At 76.0% G+C, this 16,191-nt stretch carries 15 protein-coding genes and 1 riboswitch; of the genes, 6 read left to right on the top strand and 9 right to left on the bottom strand.

The window, feature by feature from the left end:
- Positions 1-130: 130 nt before the first annotated feature.
- From ACFY60_RS05115 to ACFY60_RS05105, 3 genes are all read right to left on the bottom strand, one after another.
- The gene (locus ACFY60_RS05115; RefSeq protein WP_388609662.1) at positions 131-436 is read right to left on the bottom strand and encodes a cupin domain-containing protein; all 306 of its coding nucleotides are present in this window, start codon (positions 434-436) and stop codon (positions 131-133) included.
- Between the two features lie 136 nt (positions 437-572).
- On the bottom strand, positions 573-929 hold the full coding sequence (locus ACFY60_RS05110) for a GntR family transcriptional regulator (RefSeq protein ID WP_388609664.1): 357 nt from the start codon (positions 927-929) through the stop codon (positions 573-575).
- A gap of 2 nt (positions 930-931) precedes the next feature.
- Positions 932-1,918 (bottom strand): DUF1648 domain-containing protein, encoded by a 987-nt coding sequence (locus ACFY60_RS05105; RefSeq protein WP_388609666.1) that lies wholly within the window; start codon positions 1,916-1,918, stop codon positions 932-934.
- A 221-nt stretch (positions 1,919-2,139) separates the two neighbouring features.
- Here ACFY60_RS05105 and ACFY60_RS05100 point away from each other — a divergent pair, with 221 nt between their 5' ends.
- Positions 2,140-3,738, top strand: coding sequence for an ABC-F family ATP-binding cassette domain-containing protein (locus tag ACFY60_RS05100; protein WP_388609668.1), 1,599 nt, complete (start codon positions 2,140-2,142; stop codon positions 3,736-3,738).
- Positions 3,739-3,823: 85 nt separating this feature from the next.
- Here the strand turns inward: ACFY60_RS05100 and cobN are convergent, their stop codons facing one another.
- A complete protein-coding gene (gene cobN, locus ACFY60_RS05095; RefSeq protein ID WP_388609669.1) occupies positions 3,824-7,447 on the bottom strand; it encodes a cobaltochelatase subunit CobN in 3,624 nt (1,207 codons plus the stop codon).
- Positions 7,448-7,524: 77 nt separating this feature from the next.
- Positions 7,525-7,658, bottom strand: a riboswitch (cobalamin riboswitch).
- Positions 7,659-7,737: 79 nt separating this feature from the next.
- Here cobN and ACFY60_RS05090 point away from each other — a divergent pair.
- From ACFY60_RS05090 to ACFY60_RS05080, 3 genes are read left to right on the top strand one after another with little or no spacing between them, the layout of a single operon-like run.
- A complete protein-coding gene (locus ACFY60_RS05090) occupies positions 7,738-9,108 on the top strand; it encodes a cobalamin biosynthesis protein CobG (RefSeq protein WP_388610211.1) in 1,371 nt (456 codons plus the stop codon).
- 14 nt (positions 9,109-9,122) lie between these two features.
- Entirely contained in the window at positions 9,123-9,758 is a 636-nt protein-coding gene (locus ACFY60_RS05085; protein WP_388610212.1) for a precorrin-8X methylmutase, read from the top strand.
- Complete coding sequence (locus ACFY60_RS05080; RefSeq protein WP_388609672.1) at positions 9,755-11,257, top strand: precorrin-2 C(20)-methyltransferase; 1,503 nt, start codon at positions 9,755-9,757, stop codon at positions 11,255-11,257. Before ACFY60_RS05085 ends, ACFY60_RS05080 begins: the two co-directional genes overlap by 4 nt.
- Before the next feature lie 25 nt (positions 11,258-11,282).
- On the opposite strand, the gene ACFY60_RS05075 is transcribed toward ACFY60_RS05080, so the two are convergent.
- Entirely contained in the window at positions 11,283-12,008 is a 726-nt protein-coding gene (locus ACFY60_RS05075; protein ID WP_388609674.1) for a cobalt-precorrin-6A reductase, read from the bottom strand.
- Between the two features lie 12 nt (positions 12,009-12,020).
- On the opposite strand from ACFY60_RS05075, the gene ACFY60_RS05070 reads away from it, so the two are divergent.
- A complete protein-coding gene (locus ACFY60_RS05070) occupies positions 12,021-13,145 on the top strand; it encodes a cobalt-precorrin-5B (C(1))-methyltransferase (protein WP_388609675.1) in 1,125 nt (374 codons plus the stop codon).
- A 38-nt stretch (positions 13,146-13,183) separates the two neighbouring features.
- Here ACFY60_RS05070 and ACFY60_RS05065 read toward each other — a convergent pair whose 3' ends face one another.
- Both ACFY60_RS05065 and ACFY60_RS05060 read right to left on the bottom strand, forming a co-directional pair.
- Positions 13,184-13,522, bottom strand: a complete 339-nt coding sequence (locus ACFY60_RS05065) for a PIN domain-containing protein (RefSeq protein WP_388609677.1) — start codon at positions 13,520-13,522, stop codon at positions 13,184-13,186.
- 97 nt (positions 13,523-13,619) lie between these two features.
- A complete protein-coding gene (locus tag ACFY60_RS05060) occupies positions 13,620-13,865 on the bottom strand; it encodes a type II toxin-antitoxin system Phd/YefM family antitoxin (protein ID WP_388609680.1) in 246 nt (81 codons plus the stop codon).
- Positions 13,866-13,976: 111 nt separating this feature from the next.
- Here ACFY60_RS05060 and ACFY60_RS05055 point away from each other — a divergent pair, with 111 nt between their 5' ends.
- Positions 13,977-14,051: a 50S ribosomal protein bL37 gene (locus ACFY60_RS05055; protein WP_372460710.1), complete on the top strand. Its 75-nt coding sequence runs from the start codon at positions 13,977-13,979 to the stop codon at positions 14,049-14,051.
- A gap of 54 nt (positions 14,052-14,105) precedes the next feature.
- Here ACFY60_RS05055 and cobM read toward each other — a convergent pair whose 3' ends face one another.
- Positions 14,106-14,855 carry a precorrin-4 C(11)-methyltransferase gene (gene cobM / locus ACFY60_RS05050; protein WP_309050024.1) on the bottom strand — a complete coding sequence of 250 codons (750 nt, stop codon included), beginning with the start codon at positions 14,853-14,855 and terminating at the stop codon, positions 14,106-14,108.
- On the bottom strand, positions 14,852-16,078 hold the full coding sequence (gene cbiE, locus ACFY60_RS05045) for a precorrin-6y C5,15-methyltransferase (decarboxylating) subunit CbiE (RefSeq protein ID WP_388609681.1): 1,227 nt from the start codon (positions 16,076-16,078) through the stop codon (positions 14,852-14,854). The genes cobM and cbiE overlap by 4 nt, the downstream gene beginning before the upstream one ends.
- Positions 16,079-16,191 lie beyond the last annotated feature (113 nt).

Below are 16,191 nucleotides of genomic sequence, written 5' to 3'. Positions count from 1 at the left end.
TGCCGTGGTCGTTCCGACAGCAGGGTCAAATTCTATGGGTACGGGGGCGGGGGCCGTCGTGCGGTCGCCGGCGGGGCGGGGCGGTTCGCCCGGTACGGGACCCGCCGGGCGCCCGTGGCCGCCGGAGCCGTCACCCCTCCGGTGCCTCGACGATCACCAGCGTGCCGTGGCTGCCGGGGCGGACGGCGTGGCGGGTGCCCGCCGGCACCCGGTACATGCCGCCGGGGGCCACCGTCACCGCGGTGTCGTCCACCAGCAGTTCGAGGCGGCCGTCCAGCACCAGGAGCACCTCGGGGGCGCTGTGGGTCTCGGCCGGGAGGGGGCGCCCGTCCATGCGGAGGACCTTCACCCCGGCCGTTCCCACCCGCGCCAGCAGGTGGGAGCTCCAGGCGTCCGGCAGCGCGGACGCCGTCGCCGGCAGGTCGAGCTGGTGCATGGCATACCTCCCCGGCGGCCCGGCCCGCCCGGGTGGGAGGCCGCCCGCGGTGCGTGTCGACGGATACGCCGAGGACGCTACGGGAGCCGGGGCGGCGACGGGTCGACCGTTCGGCAAAATCCGCCGGGCGGGCGGGTCACGCCAGTGAGGTCCGGGCCAGTTCGAGGAATTCCGCCTCGCTGAGGCCCAGTTCGCGGGCCTCCGCCGCCGCCTCGCGGAGGCGGCCGAGCAGGCGGGCGCGGTCGGGGGCGGTGGCGCCGGGGACGATGACGGCGCCGCGGCCCCGGCGGAGTTCGATCAGGCCCTCCTCCCGCAGCCGCTGGTAGCCGCGCAGGACGGTGTGGACGTTGACGCCGAGGGAGTCGGCGAGGTCGCGGGCGGCCGGGAGGCGCTCGCCGGGCGCCGCGGAGCCGTCGGCGAGCGCGCCGCGGACGCAGGCGGCGATCTGGTCGCCGAGGGGGACGGAGGAGGCTGGATCGACCCGGAAAAGCACCGTCAGACCTTCCCATGCCGTGCGGTGAGCGTGTTGAGCAGGGCGGCGGCGGTCCGCGCGTCGGGCACGGTGACCGCGAACTCGCGACCGCCCGCGCGCCGGACCACCAGGGCCTCGCCGGAGCGCAGCACCAGAGCGGTGCGGTGGGCCCGGACCCGGTATCCCCAGCCACCGAAGTCGGCCACCGCGCGCACGTCCCGCGCGTCCGCGCCCTCGATCTCGTCGAGCGGGACACGGAGGCGGGGCCGGCCGGTCACGGCGGGCGCGACGGTCAGGCCGCGCCGGTCGGCCGTGACCCGGACGCGGGCGAGCCCGAGCCCCGCCGCACCGGCCGCCACCAGGAACGGCGCCACCGGCCACCACCCGGCGGTCAGGACGGCCGGGCCCGCCAGGGCCAGGCCCGCGCCGAGCACGGTCAGCGCCGGGGAGCCGGTGTGGCGGGACCAGCCGGCCACCTCGCCCGGGCCGAGCGGCAGCCGCTCGTACGGCTCGCCCTCCGGGGCGGGTGCACCCGGCCGCTCCTCGTCGACCACGAGCCGGCTCACCGCCCACCCGGCGAGCGCGGCGAGGCCGGCGACGGCCGCGCCGGCCACCAGGTGGCCGGGGGGCAGGGTGGCGGGGTCCGGACCGGTCGCGTCCAGGTTGGCGCGGAGCATCAGGACGGGCAGCGCGCCGAGGAATCCGGCCGTCGCCCAGGCGCCGGCGAGCGCGGGCCCGCGGACGAACGCCGTCCAGGCCGCGCCCGCCACGGCCAGCAGGACCGCGCCGGTCACGGCCGTGCCGGTGCGGGAGGTCCAGCCGTCGGCGCGGCCGTCCGCCCCGGAGAAGTGCGTGGCCACGGGGTCCGGCAGCCGCTCCCACCAGAGCGCGAGGGCCACCGCGTACCCGGCGAGGGCGAGCAGGAAGGGCAGGGCGGCCCAGGGCCGGCTGCCCCGGAGGCGTGCTCCCGTGCGGGCGGGGCGGCTCGGTTCGGTCGTGTCGTGGGTCATGGTCTCCCCCTCCTCCGGACCGGACGGCCCGGGCACCTGTTCCACTTGTTTGCACTCTACTAGAACAAGCTCGACGGGCAACCCACTCCACGAACCGGCCCTCCTCCACGGAGGACGGACACCCGCCGACGAGACGAAGCGTCTTGCCCGGGCGTGGACCTTCCCGTACTCTCAAAAAGACGAGACGTCTCGTCTCGTATTCTACGGCCCGGGAGGCGCCCTTGTTCCGTGCACAACTCACCGACGTCACCCGGCGCTTCGACGACCGGGACGTCCACCACCGCACCGTCCTCGACCGGGTCTCCCTCACCGTCCGCGCCGGCGAACGGCTCGGCGTCGTCGGGGACAACGGCTCCGGGAAGTCGACGCTCCTGCGGCTCCTCGCCGGACTCGACACCCCCACCGACGGCACGGTGACCGTCGACGCCCCCGGCGGCCTCGGCCACCTCGCCCAGACCCTCGACCTCCCGCCCACCGCCACCGTCGGCGAGGCCGTCGACCACGCGCTCGCGGAGGTACGGGAACTGGAGCGGGCCATCCGTACCGCCGAGGCCGCCCTCGGCGACACCGGCGACCTCGACGGCTACGCCCGGCTCCTCGCCGCCTACGAGGCGCGGGGCGGCGCCGGTGCCGACCGGCGCGTCGAAACCGTCCTGCGACGCCTCGGCGAACCCGCCCCCCTCGACCGCGCCCGCACCCTGGGCACCCTCTCCGGCGGGCAGCGCTCCCGCCTCGCGCTCGCCGGCGTCCTCGCCGCCGAACCCGAACTCCTGCTGCTCGACGAACCCACCAACGACCTGGACGACGAGGCCGTCGGCTGGCTGGAGGAACGGCTGCGCGCCCACCGGGGCACGGTCGTGGCCGTCTCCCACGACCGGACGTTCCTCGAACGGGTCACCACCGCCGTCCTGGAGGTGGACGAGGACCGCCACACCGTCCGCCGCTACGGCGACGGCTACGCCGGCTACCTCACCGGCCGCGCCGCCGAACGCACCCGCCGGCAGCGCGCGTACGAGGAGTGGAAGGCCGAACTGGCCCGCCACACCGCGCTCGCGGACACCCACATCGACCGGTTCTCGGCGATCCCCCGCAAGGCCCCCGCCTCCTTCAGCGGGGCGGGCGCCTTCCGGGCCCGGTCCCGGGCGCACGGCGCGATGAGCCGCATCCGCGCCGCCCGCGAACGGCTCGCCCGGCTCACCGCCGACCCCGTGCCGCCGCCCCCGGACCCGCTGCGCTTCCACGCGGACCTGACCGGCGAGGGCGCGGCCGTCGACCTGACCGGGGTACGGGTGAACGGCCGGCTCCGGCTCGACGCCCTCCACCTCGAACCGGGCGAACGGCTCCTCGTCACCGGCCCCAACGGCGCCGGCAAGACCACCCTCCTGAAAGTCCTCGCGGGCGAGATCACCCCGGACGCGGGCACGGTGCGCGCACCCGGCCGGGTGGGACTGCTGCGGCAGGACACGGCCCCGCCCACCGACCCCCGTACGGTGAGCGAGGCCTTCGGAGAGGGCCGCGAGGAGGAGCTGCTCCGCCTCGGCCTGTTCCCCGCCCGGGACCTCGCGACCCCGGTCCGGCTCCTGTCGGCCGGACAGCGCCGCAGGCTGGAGCTGGCCCGCCTGGTGACGGAACCGGCCGACCTGCTGCTCCTGGACGAGCCCACGAACCACCTGTCACCGGGACTGGTGGAGGAGTTCGAGGCCGCGCTCGCGGCCTACCGGGGCACGCTGGTCGTGGTCACCCACGACCGCCGGCTGCGGGCGTCCTTCCCGGGCCGCCGGCTCGCCCTGTCACCGGACCGCACCCTCACCCACCGGTGAGCCGGGACCCGGTCCCGCGCGAGGACGCCGGCCGGGCACCGGGACGCGCGCACACCGCGCCGCTCCCGGTCCCGGCCCGGCCGGCCTACGCCTCGTCCCCCGAACCCTCCAGGTCACCCTCGGTCTCCAGGAACACCTGGCGGAGGGCGGCCAGCGTCTCCGGGTCCGGCTTCTCCCACATGCCGCGCGACTCCGCCTCCAGGAGACGCTCCGCGATGCCGTGCAGCGCCCACGGGTTGGCCTCCTTGAGGAAGGCCTGGTTCTCCGGGTCGAGCACGTACTCCTGCGTCAGCTTGTCGTACATCCAGTCGGCGACCACGCCGGTCGTGGCGTCGTACCCGAAGAGGTAGTCCACCGTCGCCGCCAGCTCGAACGCGCCCTTGTAGCCGTGGCGCCGCATCGCCTCGATCCAGCGCGGGTTGACCACCCGCGCCCGGAAGACCCGCGACGTCTCCTCGACCAGCGTGCGGGTGCGGACCGTCTCCGGGCGGGTGGAGTCGCCGATGTACGCCTCCGGGGCCGTGCCCTTCAGCGCGCGGACGGTCGCCACCATGCCGCCGTGGTACTGGAAGTAGTCGTCGGAGTCCGCGATGTCGTGCTCACGCGTGTCCGTGTTCTTCGCCGCGACCGCGATCCGCTTGTACGCCGTCTCCATCTCGGCCCGCGCCGGACGGCCGCCCAGGCCGCGCCCGTACGCGAAACCGCCCCAGACCGTGTACACCTCGGCGAGGTCCGCGTCCGTCCGCCAGTCGCGCGAGTCGATCAGCTGGAGGATGCCCGCGCCGTACGTGCCCGGCCGCGACCCGAAGATACGGGTCGTGGCACGCCGCTCGTCGCCGTGCTCGGCCAGGTCGGCCTGCGCGTGCGCCCGCACGTAGTTCTGGTCGGCCGGCTCGTCGAGACCCGCCACGAGCCGTACCGCGTCGTCCAGCAGACCGATGACGTGCGGGAAGGCGTCACGGAAGAAGCCCGAGATGCGCAGGGTGACGTCGATGCGCGGGCGGCCCAGCTCCTCCAGCGGGATCGGCTCCAGGCCGTTCACGCGGCGCGAGGCCTCGTCCCAGAGCGGGCGCACGCCGAGCAGCGCGAGCGCCTCGGCCACGTCGTCACCGGCCGTCCGCATCGCGCTCGTCCCCCACAGGGACAGGCCCACGGAGGTCGGCCAGTCGCCGTTGTCCGTGCGGTAGCGCTCCAGGAGGGAGTCGGCGAGCGCCTGCCCCGTCTCCCAGGCGAGGCGGGACGGCACCGCCTTCGGGTCGACCGAGTAGAAGTTCCGGCCGGTCGGCAGGACGTTGACCAGGCCGCGCAGCGGCGAACCGGACGGACCGGCCGGCACGAAGCCGCCGTTCAGGGCGTGCACCGCGTGCGTCAGCTCGTCCGTCGTGGCGGCCAGGCGCGGCACGACCTGCTCGCAGGCGAAGCGCAGCACGGCGGCCACGTCGGGGCCGTGACCGGCGGCGACCCTCTCGACCGCGTCCACGGACCAGTCCGCCGCCTCCATCGCCTCGACCAGCTCGCGCGCCTTCGCCTCCGCCTCGTCGGCGGTGACCCGGGTCGCGGCCGACTCGTCCAGGCCGAGCGCCTCGCGCAGGCCCGGCAGCGCCTGCGTACCGCCCCAGATCTGGCGGGCGCGCAGGATGGACAGCACCAGGTTGACCCGCTCCGGGCCGGCGGGCGCGCCGCCGAGGACGTGCAGACCGTCACGGATCTGGGCGTCCTTGACCTCGCACAGCCAGCCGTCGACGTGCAGCAGGAAGTCGTCGAAGCCGTCGTCCTCCGGCCGCTCCTCCAGGCCCAGGTCGTGGTCCAGCTTGGCGGCCTGGATCAGCGTCCAGATCTGGGCGCGGATCGCCGGCAGCTTCGCCGGGTCCATGGACGAGATCTGCGCGTACTCGTCGAGCAGCTGCTCCAGGCGCGCGATGTCTCCGTACGAGTCGGCGCGGGCCATCGGCGGCACCAGGTGGTCGACGAGCGTGGCGTGGGCGCGCCGCTTGGCCTGCGTGCCCTCGCCCGGGTCGTTGACGAGGAACGGGTAGACGAGCGGCAGGTCCCCGAGGGCCGCGTCGGGGCCGCAGGCGGCGGACAGGCCGGCGTTCTTGCCGGGCAGCCACTCCAGGTTGCCGTGCTTGCCCAGGTGCACCATGGCGTCGGCGCCGAAGCCCCCGTCGTCGGCGCGGGCGGCGATCCACCGGTAGGCGGCGAGGTAGTGGTGGGACGGCGGCAGATCGGGGTCGTGGTAGATCGCGATCGGGTTCTCGCCGAAGCCGCGCGGCGGCTGGATGAGGATCAGCAGGTTCCCGCGGCGCAGGGCGGCGAGGACGATGTCGCCCTCCGGGTTCCGCGACCGGTCGAGGAACATCTCGCCGGGCGGCGGGCCCCAGTGCTCCTCGACGTGCGACCGCAGTTCCTCGGGGAGGGTCGCGTACCAGCGCCGGTAGTCGGCGGCCGGAATGCGGACCGGGTTCCTGGCGAGCTGCTCCTCGGTCAGCCAGTCCTGGTCGTGGCCGCCGGCCTCGATCAGGGCGCGGATCAGCTCGTCGCCGTCACCCGAGACCACGCCGGGGATCTCGTCCTCGGGCCCGAAGTCGTAGCCCTCGGCCATCAGGCGGCGCAGCAGGGCCACGGCCGAGGCCGGGGTGTCCAGGCCGACCGCGTTGCCGATGCGGGAGTGCTTCGTCGGGTACGCGGACAGCACGAGCGCCAGCTTCTTCTCGGCGTTCGGGATGTGCCGGAGGCGGGCGTGCCGGACGGCGATGCCGGCGACGCGGGCCGCGCGCTCGGTGTCGGCGACGTACGCGGGCAGGCCGTCGGCGTCGATCTCCTTGAAGGAGAACGGGACGGTGATGAGGCGGCCGTCGAACTCGGGCACGGCCACCTGCCCGGCCGCGTCCAGCGGCGACAGGCCCTCGTCGTTCTCCTCCCACGCGGCACGCGAACCGGTCAGGCACAGCGCCTGGAGGATCGGCACGTCGAGCGCGGCCAGCGCGCCCGCGTCCCACGCCTCCTCGTCGCCGCCCGCCTGCGCCTCGGCGGGCTTGGTGCCGCCCGCGGCCAGGACGGTGGTGACGATCGCGTCGGCGGTACGGAGGGTGTCGATCAGCTCCGGCTCGGGGGCGCGCAGCGAGGCCACGTACAGCGGCAGCGGCCGGCCGCCGGCGTCCTCGATCGCGTCGCACAGGGCGCCGACGAAGGCGGTGTTCCCGCTCATGTGGTGGGCGCGGTAGTAGAGCACCGCGACGACCGGGCCGGCCGCGTTCCGCGCGGTCCGCTCCAGCGGGCCCCAGGTGGGGGCGGCGGCCGGGGCCTCGAAGCCGTGGCCCGTGAGCAGGACGGTGTCGGAGAGGAAGCGGGCCAGCTGCTCCAGGTTGGCCGGGCCACCGTGCGCGAGGTAGGCGTGGGCCTCGGTGGCCACGCCGATCGGCACGGTGGAGGTGGCCATCAGCTGGGCGTCGGGGGCCTGTTCGCCGCTGAGGACGACCACCGGCTTCCCGGCGGCGAGGACCGCGTCCAGGCCCTCCTGCCAGGAACGGACACCGCCGAGGAGGCGGACGACGACCAGGTCGGCGCCGTCGAGGAGGGCGGGCAGCTCGTCCAGCGGCAGGCGGGAGGGGTTGGCGAAGCGGTACGCGACCGGGCCGTCGGGCGCGGCGGCGTTGGCCGCCCGGGCGCTGAGCAGGTCGGTGTCGGAGTGCGACAGCAGCAGGAGCATGGCGAGCTCAGGCCTTCCTCGGGGTTGTCCGCGCCCCGGGTGGTCGTGTGGGTGGGGGCCTCCCCTGCCCGGACGGAGCCGGGAGCGAGGGGAAGGGAGTTCCTGACTCACCCGTTCCGTCGCCGGTACGGGCTCACAGTGGCGGGACCGCGCCGGATTCTCACCGGGCTTCCTCCCCGGGGTCCTGGGACCCCATGCCGCTTCGCATCCTAGATCGTGCCGCCGGGGCGGCCGAGGGGGCGGCGGAGTCGGCCCGATCACACCACGTGGCCGGGCGGTGCGCCGTGGGTATGCTCGCCGCCATGCCGCCCACCCCACCCCCGGCGCCCGGACCGGGTGAAACCCGCGTACGGGACCGTGGCGACGCCTGCCCCGGAGCGCTGCGCCTGCATCCGGCCGACGACGGCCGCCTGGCCCGGCTCCGGCTGCCCGCAGGACGTTTGACGGTCCGTCAGGCCGCCGTGCTGGCCGACGCGGCGGAGCGCCTGGGCGACGGGCGGATCAGCGTCACCTCGCGCGGCAACGCCGAGCTGCGGGGCCTGGGCGAGGGCTGCGGCACGGAGCTCGCCGCACTCCTGACAGGGGCGGGTCTGCTGCCCTCCCCCCGCCACGAGCGGATCCGCAACATCGTGGCCTCCCCCGCCGCCGGCCTGGACGGACTCGGCACCGCCGACGCCCAGTTGTGGGCGCGCGAACTGGACACGCTGCTCTGCGCGGAGCCGTGGACGGCCGCCCTCTCGGGCCGGTTCCTCTTCGCCCTCGACGACGGCCGCGGGGACATGACCGGGCTCGGCGCGGATGTGACCTTGGTCGCAGTGGCGGACGGAGCGCCCCGGGGCGCCCTCCTGTGGTCCGGCGGGCAGGCCCTCCGGGTCGCCGGGGCGGACGCGCCCCGGGCCGCGGTCGCCGCCGCCGGGGCGTTCCTGGCCGCCGCCCGGGCCGCCGGGACCGGTGCCTGGCGGGTGGCCGAGCTGCCGCCCGGCCACACCCCCGACGTGGCCGGCGCACTCGCCCGGGCCGGGATCCCGGCGGAGCCCGTACCCGCTCCCGCCCTCCCGCACGGGGCACCGCCCGCGCCGGGGCCGCTCGGCGACCACGGCCTGTACGTCCTGGCGCCGCTCGGCCGGCTCACCGCCGCGCAGCTGCGGGGCCTCGCGGACGGCGCCGCCGAGGTGCGGCTCACGCCCTGGCGCGGCGCCGTCGTCGTCACCGACCGGACGGCCGACCGCGCCGCCGACCGGCTCCCGGCCCTCGCGGCCCTCGGGCTGATCACCCGTCCCGACTCCCCGTGGGCGGGCGTCACGGCCTGCACGGGCCGCCCCGGCTGCGCCAAGTCCCTGGCGGACGTACGGGGGGACGCGACGGCGGGGACGGCCGCGGCCCCGGAGCCCGGTGCGGGTGCGGCGCCCGGCACCGGCGAGGCGCACGCCGGCTCCCCCGGCACCGGCGAGGCGCGCGCCGGCTCCCCCGGCCCCCTCCTCCCCGTCCACTTCTCCGGCTGCGAGCGCCGGTGCGGGCACCCGCGCGGCACCTGGGTGGACGTGCTCGCCACCGGTGACGACGCCTACCGGGTGAACGGCGCCCCCACCCCCCGTACCTCCCTGCCCGGCGCGGTCGCCACGGCCCGCACGACCCCGACCCCGACGACGACCACGAGATGAGCGAGAGCACCAGGATGTTCGACTACGAGAAGGACGGGACGGAGATCTACCGCCGGTCCTTTGCCACGATCCGCGCCGAGGCGGACCTCGCGGGGCTGCCCGCCGACGTCGCGCAGGTCGCGGTCCGGATGATCCACGCCTGCGGCATGACCGACCTCGTCCGCGACATCGCCTTCTCGCCCCGGGCCGTCTCCCGCGCCCGCGAGGCCCTGCGCGCCGGCGCGCCGATCCTCTGCGACGCGCAGATGGTCGCCAGCGGCGTCACCCGCAAGCGGCTGCCCGCCGACAACGAGGTGATCTGCGCCCTCTCCGACCCGGCCGTGCCGGGGCTCGCCGCCGAACTCGGCACCACCCGCTCCGCCGCCGCCCTCGAACTCTGGCGCGACCGCCTCGAAGGCTCCGTCGTCGCCATCGGCAACGCGCCCACCGCCCTCTTCCACCTCCTGGAGATGATCGCGAAGGGCGCGCCGAAGCCCGCCGCCGTCCTCGGCATACCGGTCGGCTTCATCGGCGCGGCCGAGTCCAAGGACGCCCTCGCGGAGAACACCCTCGGCCTCGAGTACCTCGTCGTCCGGGGCCGGCGCGGCGGCAGCGCCATGACCGCCGCCGCCCTCAACGCGCTCGCGCACGAAGCGGAGATCCAGGCATGAGCGGCACCACCACCGGCAAGCTGTACGGGGTCGGCCTCGGCCCCGGCGACCCGAACCTCCTGACCCTCGCCGCCGTGAAGGCCATCGCCGAGGCCGACGTCATCGCCTACCACTCGGCCCGCCACGGCCGGTCCATCGCCCGCTCCATCGCCGCCGAGCACATCCGCGAGGACCACGTCGAGGAGCGGCTCATGTACCCGCTCACCGTGGAGACCACCGACCACCCGGGCGGCTACCGGGGCGCCCTGGACGACTTCTACGAGGAGGCCGCGGCGCGCCTCGCCGCCCACCTCGACGCGGGCCGCACGGTCGCCGTCCTCGCCGAGGGCGACCCGCTGTTCTACGGCTCGTACCAGCACATGCACAAGCGGCTCGCGGACCGCTACGACACCACCGTCATCCCCGGCGTCACCTCGGTCAGCGCCGCCGCGGCCCGGCTCGGCACGCCCCTGTGCGAGGCCGAGGAGGTCCTCACGATCATCCCCGGCACCCTGCCGGAGGACGAGCTGGCGGCCCGCCTCGCGGGCACCGACTCGGCGGTCGTGATGAAGCTCGGCCGCACCTTCCCCACCGTGCGCCGCGCCCTGGAGCGGGCCGGACGCCTGGAGGACGCGCGGTACGTGGAGCGGGCGTTCATGCCCGGCGAGCGGACGGAGACGCTGGCCGGCGTGGACCCGTCGACCGTCCCGTACTTCTCCGTCGCCGTCCTGCCCTCCCGGATCGACGCCGTCGTTCCCGAGTCCCGGGAGACCGGCGGCGAGGTCGTCGTCGTCGGCACCGGACCGGCCGGGGCGCCCTGGCTGACCCCCGAGTCGCGCGGCGCGCTCCAGGGCGCCGACGACCTCGTCGGCTACACCACCTACCTGGACCGGGTGCCGGTCCTGCGCCCCGGGCAGCGGCGCCACGGCTCCGACAACAAGGTGGAGTCCGAGCGGGCCGAGTTCGCGCTCGACCTGGCCCGGCGCGGCCGGCGGGTCGCGGTCGTCTCCGGCGGCGACCCGGGCGTCTTCGCCATGGCGACGGCGGTCCTGGAGGTGGCCTGCGAACCGGCCTACACGGACGTGCCCGTACGGGTCCTGCCGGGCGTGACCGCCGCCAACGCGGCCGCCGCGGCGGCGGGCGCCCCGCTGGGCCACGACTACGCGACGATCTCGCTCTCCGACCGGCTCAAGCCCTGGGACGTCATCTCCCGGCGGCTGCGCGCCGCGGCGGAGGCCGACCTCGTCCTCGCCCTCTACAACCCAGGCTCGAAGTCCCGCACCCACCAGGTCGCCGCCGCCCGGGACCTGCTCCTGGAGGTCCGCTCGCCCGACACCCCGGTGGTCGTCGCCCGCGACGTCGGCGGCCCGGAGCAGTCGGTCCGGGTCGTCACCCTGAAGACCCTGGACCCGGCGGAGGTCGACATGCGCACCCTCCTCCTGATCGGCTCGACCCAGACCCGCGCGGTCGAGCGCGCCGACGGCCGCACGATCACCTGGACGCCGCGCCGCTACGGCTGAGCGGCGCCCGGGCCCGCGGCGGTCCTCAGCGCTCCCGCACCCAGGCGGCGGCCTCCTCCGGGGTCGCCGCCACCGGGACGCCGGGCGGGACCGGGGGGCGGCGGACGATCACGACCGGGACGCCGGCCTCGCGGGCGGCGGTCAGTTTCGGGGCGGTGGCGGCGGCGCCGCTGTCCTTGGTGACGAGGACGTCGATGCCGTGGCGGGCGAGCAGCTCCCGCTCGCTCTCCACGGTGAACGGGCCTCGGTCCAGGAGGACCTCTGTGCGTGCGGGCATCGGGGCCTCCGGGGCGTCGACCGAGCGGACCAGGAACCACTCCGGGCGGTCCGCGAAGGCCGCGAGGCCCATCCGCCCGGTCGTGAGGAAGACCCGGTCGCCGAGGCCGTCCAGGGCCGCCGCGGCCTCCTCCAGGGAGTCGACCGGGCGCCAGTCGTCGCCCTCCTCAGGGACCCAGCCGGGGCGGCGCAGGGCCAGCAGGGGAACATGGGCGTCGGCGGCCGCCCGGGCCGCGTTGAAGCTGATCCGCGCGGCGAAGGGATGGGTGGCGTCGATGACCGCGTCCGCGCCGTGCTCCCGCAGCCAGGCGGCGAGGCCGTCCGCGCCGCCGAACCCGCCGATCCGCACCTCACCGGCGGGCAGCCGGGGGTTCGCCACCCGCCCCGCGAGGGAGCTGGTGACCCGGACCCGCCCGTGCAGCAGCCCGGCCAGGGCGCGGGCCTCGGCGGTACCCCCGAGGATGAGTACGTGCATGGGAGTCCTTACATGAGTTCCGGCGGCGGGCGCGAGGCCCAACTCAAGCACACCGGTCTGCGCCCGGGCTGGACGACCGGCGCCTGCGCGACGGCGGCGACCACCGCCGCGTACACCGCGCTGCTCACCGGGGACTTCCCGGACCCCGTGACGATCACCCTGCCGAAGGGCCACACCCCGTCCTTCGCGCTGGCGGCGGAGTCCTTGACGGCCGGGGCCGCCATGGCCGCCGTGGTGAAGGACGCGGGCGACGACCCGGACGTCACCCACGGGGCGGTGATCCGCTCGACGGTACGGCTCCTGCCGCCCGGCTCCGGTGTCGTCTTCCGCGCGGGCGAGGGCGTCGGCACGGTCACCCTGCCGGGGCTGCCGCTCGACGTGGGGGAGCCCGCGATCAACCCGGTGCCCCGGCAGCTGATGCGCGCGCACGTGGCCGAGGTCGCGGCGGCGCACGGCGGCACCGGGGACGTGGAGATCACCGTCTCCGTCGACAACGGCGCCGAGATCGCCCGTTCCACCTGGAACCCGCGGATCGGCATCCTCGGCGGCCTGTCGATCCTCGGCACGACCGGGATCGTCGTGCCGTACTCCTGCTCGGCCTGGATCGACTCCATCCGCCGGGGCGTCGACGTGGCCCGTGCCGGCGGCCTCACCCACGTCGCGGGCTGCACGGGCTCCACCTCCGAGCGGACGGTCACGGAGCTCTACGACCTGCCGGAGATCGCCCTGCTCGACATGGGCGACTTCGCGGGCGCCGTCCTCAAGTACCTCCGCCGCCACCCGGTGGACCGGCTCACCGTCTGCGGCGGCTTCGCCAAGCTCTCCAAGCTGGCCGCGGGCCACCTGGACCTGCACTCGGCCCGCTCCCAGGTCGACAAGGCCTTCCTCGCCGGACTCGCCCGCACGGGCGGCGCCACCGAGGACCTGACGGCCGAGATCGCCGGCGCCAACACGGGCCTCGCCGCCCTCCGCCTCTGCGAAGCCGCGGGCGTCCCCCTGGGCGACCTCGTCGCCGCCCGTGCCCGCGACGAGGCCCTCACGGTCCTGCGGGGCGCCCCGGTGGCGGTGGACGTGGTCTGCGTCGACCGGGCGGGGGTCGTGGTGGGGCGGTCGGCGGTGGCGGGGCCGGGGGTGTGAGGCGGGCGGGCCCCGGCCGGTGGCGACCCGGTGCCGCCTCAGAGGTCGTCGGGCAGCAACCGGAAGGCCGGGTGGCCCGTCAGCGGCCTGATCATGCGGAAGTGCCGGTCGGTCGTGAACAGGACGTCGGTGCCGTATGCGGCGGCCAGGGCGACGTTCATGGCGTCCCTCATCCCGACGCCCTTCCCTCCGTCGGCGTCCGCGTAGCCCTCGGCCACGGCGATCGCCGTGGACAGGTGCGCGGCGACCGGAGGCACCTCGAACCGGCGGGTGGCGGTGTACCGCTCGACGAACCGGGCCGCCGCCAGCGCCTTGCGGGCCCCGGCACGCGCCGAGATCAGGTGGTCGAGTTCGGCCAGCACCAGTGGGGAGATCACGAGATGGCTGATCGCGCCCAGTGCCTTCCCGTGCTCGTCGTGGCCCGTGAGGCGGGGGCGAGCAAGCGGTAGAGGGCGTTGGTGTCGGCGACAGCGATCACTCCGCCCCTCCCATTTCCCCGAGGACGTCATCGATCTCGTCGTTGTCGAGATCGGGAAGGTCGAGGACGGGCAGGTCTATCTCGCCCATCGGATCGGAGGGGTACGGGGGGACGTCCGACCCGATCGGGACCACGCGTGCGACGGCGACGCCGTTCTTCGTCACCGTGACGGTCTCACCGGCAGCGGCCGCAGCCAGGACCTGCGACGACTTCCGGTTGAACTCTCGAGCCGTGGTTTCCATGTAGTACGTGTCACTACCGACATGCCGATATCGGACGACCACCGTGCGGGCCACCGCCCCGCGCCCTAGGCTCGACAGGGCACATACCCTCACGAACCGGGAGGAGACGCCATGTCGAAGCGAGGCAACAAGCGCAGGGCGCGGAAGAAGAAGGGCGCGAACCACGGCAAGCGCCCCAACACCTGAGGGCGGGCCCCGGGGACGCCCGTCCCGGGGCCTCGTGGTGGCCGCGCGGGGCCGTCAGCAGGTGTGGCGGTCCCGCGCCGGGTCGTACAGGTGACTGTCGCGGAACTCGGACGCGGCGAGCGTGCGGCCCACGAGGATGACGGCGGTCTTCGTGATCCCGGCCGCCTTCACCTGGCCGGCGATGTCCTCCAGGGTGCCGCGCAGGATGACCTCGTCGGGGCGGCTGGCCATGGCGACCACGGCGGCGGGGCAGTCCGCGCCGTAGTGGGGGACGAGTTCGGAGACGATCCGGTCGACGTAACGGGCACCGAGGTGGAGGACGAGCAGGGCGCCGCTGCGGCCGAGGGTGGCGAGGTCCTCGCCCTCCGGCATGGGGGTGGCCTGCTGGGCGACGCGGGTGAGGATGACGGTCTGGCCGACGGTCGGCACGGTCAGTTCCCGCTTGAGCGCCGCCGCGGCCGCGGCGAAGGCCGGGACGCCCGGCACGACCTCGTACGGGACGCCGGCCGCGTCCAGGCGGCGCATCTGCTCGGCGACGGCGCTGAAGACGGACGGGTCGCCGGAGTGCAGCCGGGCCACGTCCTGCCCCGCCTCGTGGGCGGCGGTGATCTCGGCGACGATCTGGTCCAGGTCCATCCGGGCCGTGTCGACGAGCCGCGCGTCCGGCGGGCACTCGGCGAGCAGTTCGGTGGGGACGAGCGAGCCCGCGTAGAGGCAGACGCCGCACTTCGCCAGCGTCCGCGCGCCGCGCACGGTGATGAGGTCGGCGGCGCCGGGGCCCGCGCCGATGAAATAGACGGTCATCCCTCTTCGGAACCTTTCGTGACGGACCACTGGGTGACGGGCATGGCCGGGCGCCAGCCGGTGAAGCCGCCGACGGGTACGGCGGCGGAGACGGAGAGCCGGATCAGTTCGCCGCCGTGGCGGCGGTGGCGTTCGGCGAGCAGCGCCTCGGACTCCAGGGTCACGGTGTTGGCGACGAGCCGGCCGCCGGCGGGCAGGGCGTCCCAGCAGGCGTCGACCAGGCCGGGGGCGGTGAGCCCGCCGCCGATGAAGACGGCGTCGGGGACGGGCAGCCCGGCGAGGGCCGCGGGCGCGGGCCCGGTGACGACGCTCAGGCCGGGCACGCCGAGCCGGTCGGCGTTGCGGGTGATCCGCTCGGCCCGTTCGGGGGACTTCTCGACGGCGACGGCGCGGCAGGAGCGGTGGGTCCGCATCCATTCGATGCCGATGGAGCCGGAGCCGCCGCCGATGTCCCAGAGCAGTTCGCCGGGGGCGGGGGCGAGCGCGGCGAGGGTGGCGGCGCGGACGTACCGCTTGGTGAGCTGGCCGTCGTGCTCGTAGGCGTCGTCGGGCAGGCCGGGCGCGGCGCCGAGGCGGAGGGCGCCGGGGGCGCGGACGCAGTCGACGGCGATCACGTTGAGCGGGTCGCCGGGGGCGTGCGCCCAGGTGTCGGCGGTGCCGTCGAGCAGGCGCTCGCGGTCGGAGCCGAGCTGTTCGAGGACGCGCAGCCGGCTGGGCCCGTACCCCCGGTCGCGCAGCAGGGCGGCGACCCGCTCCGGGGTGGCCGCGCCCTCGCTGAGGACGAGGATCCGCCGGCCGTGGTGGAGGGCGGCGGCGAGCGCGGCGGGCGGCCGGGCGACGAGGGAGACGGTCTCGACGGCTTCCAGGGGCCAGCCGAGCCGGGCGCAGGCGTACGAGACGGAGGACGGGTGCGGCAGGACGCGCAGGCGGTCCGCGCCGACGGTCTCGGCGAGGGTGCGGGCGATGCCGTGGAAGGAGGGGTCCCCGCTGGCGAGGACGGCGACGGCGCGGCCCTCGTGGGCGGCGAGCAGGCCGGGCACGGCGGGGCGGAGCGGCGAGGGCCAGGGGACGCGCTCGCCGGGGCAGTCGGCGGCGGGCAGCAGGCCGAGCTGGCGGGGGCCGCCGATGAGCACCTCGGCGGCGCGCAGGACGCGGCGGGAGGTCTCGGGGAGCCCGTCCCAGCCGTCCGCGCCGATTCCGACGACCGATATCGCAGCGTTCACGTCGGGGACTCTACGGGAGGGGCTCCTTCCGGCCCGCGCCCGCCCGGGACGGAGGCCGCGGGACCGGTCGGAGGGTGTCCCGGGGCAGGGGAGCGGACGGCGGGCCCGGACCA

It is taken from the genome of Streptomyces sp. NPDC012827, from assembly GCF_042900905.1.
GTDB classification, from domain to species: domain Bacteria; phylum Actinomycetota; class Actinomycetes; order Streptomycetales; family Streptomycetaceae; genus Streptomyces; species Streptomyces gulbargensis.
Note: the sequence above shows the minus strand (reverse complement) of the source record. Positions and strands in the feature narration are given on the sequence as shown.